Origin of the sequence: Massilia sp. LMS1-1-1.1 (assembly GCF_040815535.1) — a bacterium.
GTDB classification, from domain to species: Bacteria; Pseudomonadota; Gammaproteobacteria; order Burkholderiales; family Burkholderiaceae_D; genus Janthinobacterium; species Janthinobacterium aestuarii.
Genome location: NZ_JBFPNG010000001.1, coordinates 1239547 through 1251974, shown reverse-complemented (window position 1 = coordinate 1251974; position 12428 = coordinate 1239547). Strand labels below are relative to the sequence as shown.

Genomic DNA, 12428 nt, shown 5'->3' with positions numbered 1-12428 from the left:
GGCCCATGAAGCTGTACACCTACTTTCGCAGTTCGGCCGCCTACCGCGTGCGCATCGCCTTGAATCTCAAAGGCATCGCCTACGACAGCATCCCCGTGCATTTGCTGCAGGACGGCGGACAGCAGCTGCTGCCCGCCTACCGCGCCGTCAACCCGTCGGCCCTGGTGCCGGCGCTCGACGACGATGGCGCCATCCTGACGCAGTCGCTGGCGATGCTTGAATATCTTGAAGAGACGCGGCCAGCCGTGCCGCTGCTGCCGGCGGACGCGCTGGGACGCGCCAGGGTGCGCGCGCTGGCCCTGGCCATCGCCTGCGATGCCCATCCGCTGACGAATCTGCGCGTCCTGAAATACCTGAAAAATACCCTGGGGCTGTCGGACGAGGCCAAGCAGGAGTGGTACCGCCACTGGATGGCCGAGGGGCTGGCGGCCGTGGAGGCGCTGCTGGCGCAGGGCGACCCTGCCAGCACGGGCCTGTTCTGCCATGGCGACAGCCCGACGATGGCCGATTGCTGCCTGGTGCCGCAGGTATTCAATGCGCAGCGTTTCGCCATCGACCTGGTGTCATACCCGCGCGTGGCGCGCATCCACGCGCATTGCGCCGGCTTGCCCGCGTTTGCCGCCGCCCATCCGTCGCAGCAACCTGACGCCGAATAGGGCATCCGGTCGATAGGGGGAGCGGGTTCAGCTCCACTCAACCCTGTCCCGTCCGCCACGTTTGGCGCGGTACAGGGCCTGGTCGGCGCGGATCAGCAGATCGGTCAAATGGTCCGCTTCCCGCCTCGCTGGTGCGGTCGATTGCGGCGTATTGGATGTCACGCCGATGCTGATGGTCAGGCTGACCAGTTGGCCATCATCGCATTCCACGCGCAGGCTGGCAGCCGCCAGGCGCAGGCGCTCGGCCACTTCCAGCGCCACTGGCAGCGGCGTCTCCGGCATCAGCAGCACGAATTCCTCGCCGCCGAAGCGCGCGGCCGTATCCATGCCCCGCGTGACGCTGCGCAGCACTTGCGCGACGGCAGCGATGGCGCGGTCGCCCGCGTCGTGGCCATGGCCGTCATTGATGCGCTTGAAGTGGTCGATATCGATCATCAGCAGCGACAGCGTATGGCCGAAGCGCTGGGCGCGCTCAAGCTCCTCTGTCAGCCGCAGGGTCATCATGCGGCGGTTCCCCAGGCCCGTCAGCGGGTCGGTCGTGGCTTGCTGCTCCAGCCGGGAGTTGGCCACCAGCAGTTCCAGGGTGCGCTGCAAGACACGTTCCTCGAGCATGTCGCGCTCCGCATGCAGGGTCGCCACGCTGGCGCGGCGGCTGCGCTGGGCCAGCAGCAGGGCCGTGATCAGCGCCGCTTGCAGCGCGATCAGCGACAGCCCGGCGATGATCTGCCAGTGGTATTGCGCCCACACTCCCTGTGGCCGGTTCAGGATGCGCGCCTCGCCGGGCAGGTTGCGCAAGCCGAAACGCTGTACCGCCGCATCGTCGAAGATATACGCCTGCATGCCATCTGGGTCCGGCGTTCTGCCCAGCAGGATGCGCGCAATGGTGCGCCCGACTTTCTCGCCGCTGATGACATAGCCGCCCACCACGCCGGGCAGTATCAGCGATTCCACGCTGGTGAAAATGGGCACGGCGCTGCGCGCGGCCAGGTCGCGCGCCATGACGGGCGGCGTGGTGCGCTGCCCCAGTTCGTCGCGGTAGACGGGCAGCAGGTAGATGGCGCTGCCTTCTCCCAGCGTGCCGGTGCGGCGCCACAACTCTTCCTGGCTCAGGTGATCCCAGAACTCGACCTTGAGCCGGTCCTGGTAGGGCGCAATGGCGGCGCGGATGGCGGCGATCCACGCCTGGCCGCGTGCGCTGCCGTCGCCGACGACGGCGATATGGCGCAGCCTTGGCGTCACTTGCAGCATGACGGCGATGGCCTTGCCAAAATCGTGGCGCACATCGAGATTGATGCCGTCGGCAGGTACCCAGTCCTGCCGTCCCTGATTCACATAGTAGCGGGGTACGCCGGGAAACAGATTTGGGTGCTGCCTCAGGAACTGGGCCGCCAGGTAGTTTTCCGTGATGATGGCGTCGAACTGCACCATCCTGTACTTGGTGTGCAGATAGGTTTCCAGCCCGGCTACGGCAGGCTGCTCGCCCACGCGCACGGAATCGAGCCGCTCCTCATAGATGCCGGGCGCGAGGCGCCAGTTCTCGTTGGCCAGTTCGGCGCTCATGCCCTTGTGGATCAGCGTTTGCCACTGCGAGGAGGCATCGCTGCCCAGCGAATACAGTACCAGCACTTGCCTTGGCGCAAAACGCGGTGCGCTGATCTCCGCCAGGTCCTGCGCATGGACGGGTGCGTTGCAGCATAGCCATAGTAGAAAGCTCAGGCAGGGCAAGCGTATCGCGGCGCGCAATCGTGTGAGGTAGGGACGGGGCATGGGCAGGGCAGTGTGTTGAGAACTTGCCCAGGCGCAATGAGCGTTAGTGGATTGAAGAATCCGGTAAGCACTATTTCTTGATGTGGCTCAAGTTCCAAGGAAACCAGTCTAGCATTGCCGGCCTCGATTGGCGCAGGTGGCATGCAATTTTTGATACGGTTGTTGCGATATTGGTATTGCTGTGAAATGTGGGGGTATGCTCATTCAACAATGCAGGCGTACCGGTGCGCTACAATTTGCGTTTGCCCAAATATTTTACGCGCCATGACTGCAACAACCGTTCCTGCCAGCATCACCGATGCCCTGTCCCTGGCGCACGCTTCCTGGCGTCCCATCCTGCTGCGCGGCTTGCACGCCGTGATGGCGGCCGATCCCGCCTACCTGCCGGCGCTGGCCATCGACGATTACCTGCCCACGCAGGGCCGGCTGTTCGCCGCCTTTGCCCTGCCGCTGGCGCAGGTGCGCTACGTGCTGGTGGGCGAGGGGCCGTATCCGCGCGCCGACAGTGCCACGGGCGTGTGCTTCATGGATGGCGCCGTCGGCAGTCTGTGGTCGGCCACTGGGCTGTCGAAGCCCGTCAACCGCGCCACTTCGCTGCGCAACTTCATGAAGATGCTGCTGGTGGCCGATGGCCAGCTGCAGGGCGGCGACACGTCCGGTGTGGCCATGGCGCCCGTGGCGGCCGCCGCGCAACTGCCTGGCAGCGGCGTGATCCAGACCTTGCCCGACCTGCAGCGCAAGATGACGGAGCAGGGCTTCCTGCTGCTCAACGCGGCGCTGGTGTTCCGTGCCCACGTGCCGCCCGTGCAGGATGCGCGCGGCTGGCTGCCTTTCCTGCAGGTGGTGCTCGAAGCGCTGGCGCAGCAGGGCGGGGCGGCCTTGCCGCAGCTGGTGTTGTGGGGCAAGATTGCCGAGCTCATCAAACGTCTGCCGGTGGCGGCGTCCTTGCCGCAGGTGACGGCCGAACATCCGTATAATCTGTCCTTTATCGGCAATCGTGACATGCAGGCCTTGTTTGGCCCGATGCAACTATTGCGTGCTTGAGATTGAATTGACGCCATCTGGCGGAAGTGCGGGGAATATGCAAATCAGTAACGTGGAAGAATTGAAGGCGTGGATCGCGGCAGGCGGCGTGCCCGACTATCTGTATTTCTGGGGCCACACGCCGGCGCAGCCGCAGGTGCCCGACAAAAGCTGCTTCAGCCAGTGGTTCCCGTCGCCCTTCAGCCTGGCCGGCGTCACGTATGCGACGGCCGAGCACTACATGATGGCGCAAAAGGCAGCCCTGTTTGGCGACACGGCCGTGCAGGCGCGCATCGTGGCGGCCGCGCGGCCGTCGGAAGTGAAAAAACTGGGGCGCGAAGTGGCGAACTTTGACGCCAAGGTGTGGGAAGCGGCACGTGCCGGCATCGTCTTCGATGGCAACTTTGCCAAGTTCTCGCAAAAGGCCGCGCTGCGCAAGTTTCTGCTGGGCACGGGCGAGCGCGTGATCGTCGAAGCCAGTCCCGTCGACCGTATCTGGGGCGTGGGCCTGGCGTCGGACAATCCGCGCATCGACGATCCCGCCAGCTGGGACGGCTTGAACTTGCTCGGTTTCGAGTTGATGAAAGTGCGCAGCGCTTTACGTGCTTGAGCGGTACTGTTGTTTTCCTGATGCCGCCGCGCCCGGCGCGGCCGGCCATGCCCCTGCCAGCCCTGTGGTCATCGAGGGGCGCTCTGACAAACCCCGCCGAATTTGTTATACTTGACTAAATCATTCAACTACTCAGGGTTTGAGAAGTTGAAAAGCCGCAATATTTTAAACTAGTTGAACCGAGGATGTATGCGTCTGACTACAAAAGGCCGTTTTGCCGTGACTGCGATGATCGATCTTGCCCTGCGCCAGGGTAAAGGTCCGGTCACCTTGTCCGGCATCAGCCAGCGCCAGTCGATTTCCCTGTCCTACCTGGAACAGCTGTTCGGCAAGCTGCGCCGCCATGAGATCGTCGAATCGATCCGTGGCCCGGGCGGCGGCTACAGCCTGGCGCGCCGTGCGGACAAGGTGACGGTGGCCGACATTATCATCGCTGTCGATGAACCGCTGGACGCCACGCAGTGCGGCGGCAAGGAACATTGCCACGGCGCCGACGCGGCTACGGGTGCGCGCTGCATGACACATGAATTGTGGTCCACACTCAACGAAAAAATGGTCGATTATCTGGATTCTGTGTCCTTGCAGGACCTGGTCGACCAGCAGAGACAAAAGATTGCCGAACAAAGCGTGATGGTGATGCATCGTAACCACGCCGCCATCGGTTGAATATTACAAAATACTAAGTTGCTGATTGCAGGAGTTATTGATGAACGCCCCAGAAAAAAACGTAGGCCAAGTGCACTTTGAAACCGCACCGCATTTCCCGATCTACATGGATTACTCGGCCACCACGCCGATCGATCCCCGCGTCGCCGAGCAGATGATTCCTTACCTGCGCGAGCAGTTCGGCAATCCGGCATCGCGCAGCCACATGTATGGCTGGACGGCGGAAAAAGCCGTGGAAGAGGCACGCGGCCACGTGGCGGCCCTGGTGAACGCCGATCCGCGCGAAATCATCTGGACTTCCGGCGCGACGGAAAGCAACAACCTGGCCATCAAGGGCGCGGCACAGTTCTACAAGACCAAGGGCAAGCACATCATCACCGTCAAGACCGAGCACAAATCGGTACTCGACACCGTGCGCGAACTGGAACGCATCGGCTTTGAAGCCACGTACCTGGAACCGCAGGACAACGGCCTGATCACCGTCGAGCAGCTGGCCGCGGCCGTGCGCCCGGACACCATCCTCGTGTCGGTCATGCTGGTAAACAACGAAATCGGCGTGATCCAGCCGATCGACGAGATCGGCGTGTTCTGCCGCTCGAAAGGCATCATCTTCCATTGCGACGCCGCGCAAGCGACGGGCAAGGTCGTCATCGACCTGCAAAAGACCAAGGTCGACCTGATGACCTTCACCGCACACAAAACCTACGGCCCGAAAGGCGTGGGCGCCCTGTACGTGTGCCGCAAGCCGCGCGTGCGCCTGGAAGCGCAGATGCACGGTGGCGGCCATGAGCGCGGCCTGCGCTCGGGCACCCTGCCAACGCACCAGATCGTCGGCATGGGCGAAGCGTTCCGCATCGCCAAGGAAGAAATGGACAGCGAAATCGGCCGCATCAAGGCCTTGCGCGACCGTCTGGCCAAGGGCCTGCAAGAGATCGAAGAAGTCTACATCAACGGCGACATGGATCACCGCGTGCCGCACAACCTGAACGTGAGCTTCAACTACGTCGAAGGCGAGTCGCTGATCATGGCGATCAAGGATATCGCCGTGTCGTCCGGTTCGGCCTGCACCTCGGCCAGCCTGGAACCATCGTACGTGCTGCGCGCCCTGGGCCGCAGCGACGAACTGGCGCACAGCTCGATCCGCTTCACCATCGGCCGCTTCTCGACCGAGGAAGACATCGACTTCGCCGTGAACCTGCTGAAATCGAAAGTACACAAGCTGCGCGAACTGTCGCCGCTGTGGGACATGTTCAAGGACGGAATCGACATCAATTCGATTCAATGGGCAGCCCACTAACCAACACCGTGGCCCCTGTTGACGGGGCCGGCAAGAATATTAAAGGAGCATCAAAATGGCTTACTCGGACAAAGTACTCGATCACTACGAAAACCCGCGCAACGTGGGCGCTTTCGACAAGGGTGATGAAACCATCGGCACCGGCATGGTCGGCGCGCCTGCCTGCGGCGACGTGATGAAACTGCAGATCAAGGTCGGCGCCGATGGCTTGATCGAAGATGCGAAATTCAAGACCTACGGCTGCGGTTCGGCCATCGCGTCGAGCTCGCTGGTAACGGAATGGGTCAAGGGCAAGACCCTGGACCAGGCGCTGGCCATCAAGAACACGCAGATCGCCGAAGAACTGGCCCTGCCGCCAGTGAAGATCCACTGCTCGATCCTGGCGGAAGATGCCATCAAGGCGGCGGTACTGGATTATCAAACCCGTCACCCGGCAGCAGCTTAAACGTTGGTAGCCAGCCCCAGCCGCAAGGCCGGGGCAGTTACGGAGAAATACATGATCACACTGACCGAAAAAGCGGCGAAGCACATCAACCGTTATATCGAACGGCGCGGCAAGGGCATGGGTTTGCGCTTTGGCGTGCGGACCACGGGCTGCTCGGGCCTGGCTTACAAGCTCGAATATGTCGATGAAGCGGCGGCCGAAGACAGCGTCTTCGAATCACACGGCGTGAAAGTCTTCGTCGACCCGAAAAGCTTGCCTTACATCGACGGCACGGAACTCGATTTTGCGCGCGAAGGCTTGAACGAAGGTTTCAAGTTCCACAATCCGAACGAAAAAGACGCCTGCGGCTGCGGCGAGTCCTTCAGGATTTAAACAGCTGGCAAGACCCCGGTCGGTGCGCTGTACCCATCGATTGCGGTACAGCGACCACTGACCATTATGCAAAACCACTTCGAATTATTCCAGTTGCCGGCGCAGTTCTCGCTCGACATGAGCGCGCTCGACGCGGCCTACCGCGACGTGCAGGGCAAGGTCCACCCGGACCGCTTCATCAACGCCAGCAGCGCTGAAAAGCGCGTGGCGATGCAATGGGCCACACGCGCCAATGAAGCCTACCAAACCTTGAAAAGCCCGCAAAAACGCGCGCAATACCTGTGCGAACTCAATGGCGTCGACTTGCAGACGGAATCGAACACAGCCATGCCGGTCAGTTTCCTGATGCAGCAGATGGAATGGCGCGAAGAACTGGGCGATGCGCGTGCCGGCAAGGATGCCGACGCGCTCGACGCCCTGGACCGCCAGCTGCGCGGCGAACGCAAGGCCTTGCTGGCCCAGGTGGCGGCCCAGCTCGACGCCGCCGACTATGTCAATGCCGCGCAAAGCGTGCGCGCCCTGATGTTCCTCGACAAATTCGGCGAGGAAGTCCGTTTTGCCTATGAGGCGATTGAAGTCTGATCTCCGGATAGCTTGACCGGCGTGCCAAGCGCCAGTCTGGCGCGCGACTTATAATGCGCGACAGGCATCAACCGCATCACGCAAAAAATTAATCGAGGCACGAATACAATGGCACTTCTGCAAATTTCCGAACCAGGCATGTCGACCGCGCCGCACCAGCACCGCCTGGCCGTCGGCATCGATCTGGGTACCACCAATTCCCTGGTCGCGACCGTCCGCAACAGCATTCCCGAGGTGCTCAACGACGAGGAAGGGCACTCCCTGCTGCCGTCCGTCGTGCGCTACCTGCCGAATGGCCACGCGAACATCGGCTACAAGGCCCTGTCCGCGCAAACGACCGACCCGAAGAACACCATCGTGTCCGTGAAACGCTTCATGGGCCGGGGCCTGGCCGACATCGCCTACGCGGAAAACCTGCCTTACGATTTCCAGGATACGCCTGGCATGGTGCAGCTGAAAACCGTGGCCGGCGTGAAAAGCCCCGTCGAAGTGTCGGCGCAAATCCTCGCGACCTTGCGCCAGCGCGCGGAAGATGCGCTGGGCGACGACCTGGTCGGCGCCGTGATCACCGTGCCCGCCTACTTTGACGACGCGCAGCGCCAGGCAACGAAAGATGCGGCGCAGCTGGCCGGCATCAATGTGCTGCGCCTGTTGAGCGAGCCGACGGCCGCCGCCATCGCGTATGGCCTCGATAATGCGTCCGAAGGCGTGTACGCCGTGTATGACCTCGGCGGTGGCACCTTCGACATCTCTATCCTGAAACTGAGCAAGGGCGTGTTCGAAGTGCTGTCCACGGGCGGCGATTCGGCCCTGGGCGGCGACGATTTCGACCGCCGCCTGTTCTGCTGGATCAGCGAGCAGGCCAAGCTGGCGCCGCTGTCGGACGAAGACACGGCCATCCTGATGGTGAAGGCGCGCGAGATCAAGGAGCTGCTGTCGACCAAGCCGGAAACGACGATCGACGCCAAGCTGAACTCGGGCGAAGAAATCCACCTGCGCGTCACGGCTGCCGACTTTGCCGCCATGACGCAGCACCTGGTGGCCAAGACCATGAACGCCATCAAGAAAGCCCTGCGCGACGCGAACGTGGATGCGGACGACGTCGACGGCGTGGTGATGGTGGGCGGCGCCACGCGCATGCCGCACGTGCAGCGCGCCGTGAGCGAATTCTTCCACACGACGCCACACGCGAACATCGATCCCGATAAAGTGGTGGCGCTGGGCGCCGCCATCCAGGCGAACTTGTTGGCTGGCAACCGCGCCGCCGGCGACGACTGGCTGCTGCTGGACGTGATCCCGCTCTCCCTGGGTATCGAAACCATGGGCGGCCTGGTGGAAAAAATCATCCCCCGCAATTCGACGATTCCGTGCGCCCGTGCGCAGGAATTCACGACATTCAAGGATGGCCAGACGGCCCTGGCCGTGCACGTGCTGCAGGGCGAGCGCGAACTGGTCAGCGACTGCCGTTCCTTGGCGCGCTTCGAGCTGCGCGGCATTCCGCCGATGGTGGCGGGCGCCGCGCGCATCCGCATCACCTACCAGGTCGATGCGGACGGCTTGCTGTCCGTCTCGGCGCGCGAATTGCGCTCGGGTGTGGAAGCGTCGATCAGCGTCAAGCCCGCGTATGGCCTGGGCGACGACGACATCGCGCGCATGCTGCAGGATTCCTACACGTCGGCCGACGTCGACATGGTGGCGCGCGCGCTGCGCGAAGAGCAGGTGGAAGCGGAACGCATCCTGCTGGCCACGCAGTCGGCGCTCGATGAAGACGGCGGCTTGCTCGACGCGGACGAACGCGTTGTCGTGGATGGCTTGATGAACCGGGTGCGCGACGCCATCGTGCAGTCGCAAAGCGGCGCCATCGACCACCAGGCCTTGAAGCTGGCGATCGAGCTGCTCGCCGACGGTACCGAGGATTTCGCCTCGCGCCGCATGGACCGCAGCGTGCGCACTGCCTTGACGGGCAAATCCCTGGACCAGGTCGTACAAGACTAATTGAACAGCGCGCCGCCGAAACTGCGGCCGCGCTCCGAATGACAGACTGAAAGAAGAAACCATGCCACAAATCGTTATCCTGCCGCACGCCAAGCTTTGCCCGGACGGCGCCGTCATCGAAGCACCTGCCGGCAAGTCCATCTGCGACATCCTGCTGGAAAACGACATCGACATCGAACACGCCTGCGAAAAATCGTGCGCCTGCACCACGTGCCACGTGCTGGTCCGCGAAGGCATCGAATCCTTGAACGAAGCGACGGAACTGGAAGAAGACATGCTGGACAAGGCCTGGGGCCTGGAAGCCGTGTCGCGCCTGTCGTGCCAGTCCATCGTGGCCGAGGCCGACCTCGTCGTTGAAATCCCGAAATACACGATCAATCAGGTTAGCGAAGGCAGCCACTAACATGAAATGGTCCGACATCACTGCGATCGCCGAAGCGCTGTATGACACGCATCCGGACATCGATCCCCTGACCGTGCGCTTCACCGACCTGCATAACTGGGTGGTGGAACTGGACGGCTTCGACGATGACCACACGCGCGGCGGCGAAAAAGTGCTCGAAGCGATACAGATGGCGTGGATCGATGAAGCGCGCTAAGGGCGCGGCAACCGCCGCCACCGCAGTCGCTGCGCCGAAAGACGTCATCACGGCCGCCAGCAACATGCCCGAGATCAAGGATGGCCAGTCGGTCGCCTTGCTGCAGGAACTGCACATCCTGACGCGCGACGGCAAGATGAACCAGGACAGCCGCCGCAAGCTCAAGCAGGTGTACCACCTGACGCAGTTCATCGAACCGCTGCTGCGCGAAGTGCAGCTCGACCACCCTGGCGTCTCTCTGGTGGACCACGGCGCCGGCAAATCCTACCTGGGCTTCATCCTGTACGACCTGTTCTTCAAGAACGGCAACGACGGCTCGCACATCTACGGCATCGAGACGCGCGAAGAGCTGGTGCAGCGCTCGCAGGAGCTGGCGAAGAAATTCAAGTTCCCCGGCATGTCGTTCCTGCCGCTCTCCGTGGCCGAATCGACGGAGTCGAACTTGCTGCCCCAGCAGATCGACATCGTTACGGCCTTGCATGCGTGCAACACGGCCACCGATGACGCGATCCACTTCGCCTTGAAGAAAAAGGCGAAATTCATGGTGCTGGTGCCATGCTGCCAGGCGGAAGTCGCGTCCGTGCTGAAGAAGAACAAGGGCAAAAGCCTGGGCAAGAGCGTCTTGACGGAACTGTGGCGCCATCCGCTGCACACGCGCGAGTTCGGCAGCCAGATCACCAACGTGCTGCGCTGCCTGCAGCTGGAAGCGCACGGCTACCAGGTCAGCGTGACGGAACTGGTGGGCTGGGAGCATTCGATGAAGAATGAACTGATCATCGCCAGTTATAAAAATCTGCCGCGCCAGCGCCCGACGGAACGCCTGCAGGAAGTGCTGCAGACTCTGGGCCTGGAAGAGATGGGCCACCGTTTCTTTGCCGAGGAATTGGCCAAGGCCACGGCCTGATTGTTGGATTACGCGTTCCGCTAATCCAACCTGCCATATCCGCCACCGCCGCGGCGGTCGGGTAGGTCGGATTAGCGCAGCGTAATCCGACAGCCACCAGCGCAATCAACAAAAAGGGAGGAGCGGGTCGGTTACAATACCGGCTTTCTCCCCCTTGCTTTTTGCGCATCCCCATGACCACACCAATCGAAATGCCCACCGTCCGCCTGGCCAAACGCCTGTCTGAAGACGTGCCCTGTTCGCGCCGCGAGGCCGAGCTGTATATCGAGGGCGGCTGGGTGACGGTCGATGGCGTGCTGGTGGAAGAGTCGGGCGCGCGCGTGGCGGACAACCAGGAAGTGGTACTGCTGCCGAACGCGACCCTCGATGAGATGCCGCCCGTGACGATTCTGCTACACAAGCCGGCTGGGATTAACGGCGGTATCGGCAGCGAGGGGAAGCCCGCATTGAGCTGTTTGCGTCCCGAAGAGATTTTCACGCCGGACAATGTGGCGCCCAGCTCCGTCACGCGCTTCCTCAAGCGCCACCTGATCGGTTTGACCATCACCAATCCGCTCGACACCATGGCGTCCGGCCTGCTGGTGTTCACGCAGGATTTCCGCGTCGCCCGCAAACTGGTTGACGAAGCGAAAACGGTGGAGCAGGAATTCATCGTGGAAGTGTCGGGCGACATTATGGAAAACGGCCTGGCGCTGCTCAATCACGGCTTGCCCTTCAATGGCAAGCCTTTGCCGCCGATCAAGGTCAGCTGGCAAAATGAAACGCGCTTGCGTTTCGCCCTGAAAAACGTGCAGCCGGGCCAGATCGCCCATATGTGCAAGATGGTGGGACTGGACGTCGTCGCCATGAAGCGCTTACGCATCGGCCGCATCCCGATGGGCGCCATGCCCGTAGGGCAATGGCGTTACTTGCAGGGTTACGAGCGGTTCTAGGAACACCTGAGCAAACCTACTGCGCGTCGCTATTTGCGGCCTGCGATGCTCACTGTACTAGAGTACAGTTGCGCTTCTTAGCCACAACTAGCTTCCGCTCGCTACGGTTTTCTCAGGCGTCGTGAGGCTGCTTGTTTGCTTCGAGATGCATTTGTATTGAATGGCTTTCCGCAAAGCTTTTCCAGAGCCGCTCGGCGATATTCAAGGCGATGGTATCGGCCTTTTCCTGCAGGGCCGGGTTGCCCATGCTTTCCGTCGTGGCAAAGAACAGGGTCAGCCAGCGGCGGAACATGCAGGGCGTGAGGTTTTCCATTTGCGCGTGCTGGGCCAGCGGCTTGCCGTGGTAGCGCATGGTACCGCGCAGCAAGCCTGACCAGAAATCGATCAATGTTGCCAGGTGAGCATCCCAATCCTTGACCTCGGCGGCAAAGATGGGGCCCAGCATGGCGTCATCGCGCGCGGCCGCATAAAAGGTGTGGACGAGATGCTTGACTTCGTCTTCGCTGCAGACTTCCTCGCGGTAGGGGGCGAAGCGTGTGTGGGGGAGGGGGGCGGTATTCTTCATGGCATGCCATGATCG

General features: G+C 62.2%; 15 protein-coding genes. 13 read left to right on the top strand and 2 right to left on the bottom strand.

The window, feature by feature from the left end; genetic code table 11:
* Positions 1 to 5 precede the first annotated feature (5 nt).
* Positions 6 to 656, top strand: a complete 651-nt coding sequence (maiA, locus tag MRBLMS1_RS05805; RefSeq protein ID WP_485878314.1) for a maleylacetoacetate isomerase — start codon at positions 6 to 8, stop codon at positions 654 to 656.
* A gap of 27 nt (positions 657 to 683) precedes the next feature.
* Here the strand turns inward: maiA and MRBLMS1_RS05800 are convergent, their stop codons facing one another.
* Positions 684 to 2423, bottom strand: a complete 1740-nt coding sequence (locus MRBLMS1_RS05800; protein WP_485878312.1) for a diguanylate cyclase — start codon at positions 2421 to 2423, stop codon at positions 684 to 686.
* Between the two features lie 264 nt (positions 2424 to 2687).
* Here MRBLMS1_RS05800 and MRBLMS1_RS05795 point away from each other — a divergent pair, with 264 nt between their 5' ends.
* From MRBLMS1_RS05795 to MRBLMS1_RS05740, 12 genes are all read left to right on the top strand, one after another.
* Complete coding sequence (locus MRBLMS1_RS05795) at positions 2688 to 3467, top strand: uracil-DNA glycosylase family protein (protein ID WP_485878310.1); 780 nt, start codon at positions 2688 to 2690, stop codon at positions 3465 to 3467.
* 37 nt (positions 3468 to 3504) lie between these two features.
* Entirely contained in the window at positions 3505 to 4056 is a 552-nt protein-coding gene (ybiA, locus tag MRBLMS1_RS05790) for a riboflavin biosynthesis intermediates N-glycosidase (protein WP_034750088.1), read from the top strand.
* A 189-nt stretch (positions 4057 to 4245) separates the two neighbouring features.
* Positions 4246 to 4722 carry a Fe-S cluster assembly transcriptional regulator IscR gene (gene iscR, locus MRBLMS1_RS05785; RefSeq protein WP_034750086.1) on the top strand — a complete coding sequence of 159 codons (477 nt, stop codon included), beginning with the start codon at positions 4246 to 4248 and terminating at the stop codon, positions 4720 to 4722.
* Positions 4723 to 4762: 40 nt separating this feature from the next.
* On the top strand, positions 4763 to 6019 hold the full coding sequence (locus MRBLMS1_RS05780) for an IscS subfamily cysteine desulfurase (RefSeq protein ID WP_485878308.1): 1257 nt from the start codon (positions 4763 to 4765) through the stop codon (positions 6017 to 6019).
* A gap of 55 nt (positions 6020 to 6074) precedes the next feature.
* Entirely contained in the window at positions 6075 to 6464 is a 390-nt protein-coding gene (gene iscU, locus MRBLMS1_RS05775) for a Fe-S cluster assembly scaffold IscU (RefSeq protein ID WP_034779562.1), read from the top strand.
* A 51-nt stretch (positions 6465 to 6515) separates the two neighbouring features.
* The gene (gene iscA, locus MRBLMS1_RS05770) at positions 6516 to 6836 is read left to right on the top strand and encodes an iron-sulfur cluster assembly protein IscA (protein WP_034750079.1); all 321 of its coding nucleotides are present in this window, start codon (positions 6516 to 6518) and stop codon (positions 6834 to 6836) included.
* A 66-nt stretch (positions 6837 to 6902) separates the two neighbouring features.
* Entirely contained in the window at positions 6903 to 7418 is a 516-nt protein-coding gene (gene hscB / locus MRBLMS1_RS05765) for a Fe-S protein assembly co-chaperone HscB (protein WP_035820574.1), read from the top strand.
* A gap of 108 nt (positions 7419 to 7526) precedes the next feature.
* The gene (gene hscA / locus MRBLMS1_RS05760) at positions 7527 to 9413 is read left to right on the top strand and encodes a Fe-S protein assembly chaperone HscA (RefSeq protein ID WP_485878305.1); all 1887 of its coding nucleotides are present in this window, start codon (positions 7527 to 7529) and stop codon (positions 9411 to 9413) included.
* A 61-nt stretch (positions 9414 to 9474) separates the two neighbouring features.
* Positions 9475 to 9816, top strand: a complete 342-nt coding sequence (fdx, locus tag MRBLMS1_RS05755) for an ISC system 2Fe-2S type ferredoxin (protein WP_034750070.1) — start codon at positions 9475 to 9477, stop codon at positions 9814 to 9816.
* Position 9817: 1 nt separating this feature from the next.
* The gene (iscX, locus tag MRBLMS1_RS05750) at positions 9818 to 10012 is read left to right on the top strand and encodes a Fe-S cluster assembly protein IscX (protein WP_046683834.1); all 195 of its coding nucleotides are present in this window, start codon (positions 9818 to 9820) and stop codon (positions 10010 to 10012) included.
* Positions 9999 to 10916: a class I SAM-dependent methyltransferase gene (locus MRBLMS1_RS05745; protein ID WP_128142459.1), complete on the top strand. Its 918-nt coding sequence runs from the start codon at positions 9999 to 10001 to the stop codon at positions 10914 to 10916. Before iscX ends, MRBLMS1_RS05745 begins: the two co-directional genes overlap by 14 nt.
* A gap of 173 nt (positions 10917 to 11089) precedes the next feature.
* The gene (locus MRBLMS1_RS05740) at positions 11090 to 11848 is read left to right on the top strand and encodes an rRNA pseudouridine synthase (protein ID WP_485878302.1); all 759 of its coding nucleotides are present in this window, start codon (positions 11090 to 11092) and stop codon (positions 11846 to 11848) included.
* Positions 11849 to 11960: 112 nt separating this feature from the next.
* On the opposite strand, the gene MRBLMS1_RS05735 is transcribed toward MRBLMS1_RS05740, so the two are convergent.
* Positions 11961 to 12413 (bottom strand): group III truncated hemoglobin, encoded by a 453-nt coding sequence (locus MRBLMS1_RS05735; RefSeq protein ID WP_485878300.1) that lies wholly within the window; start codon positions 12411 to 12413, stop codon positions 11961 to 11963.
* Between the last annotated feature and the right edge of the window lie 15 nt (positions 12414 to 12428).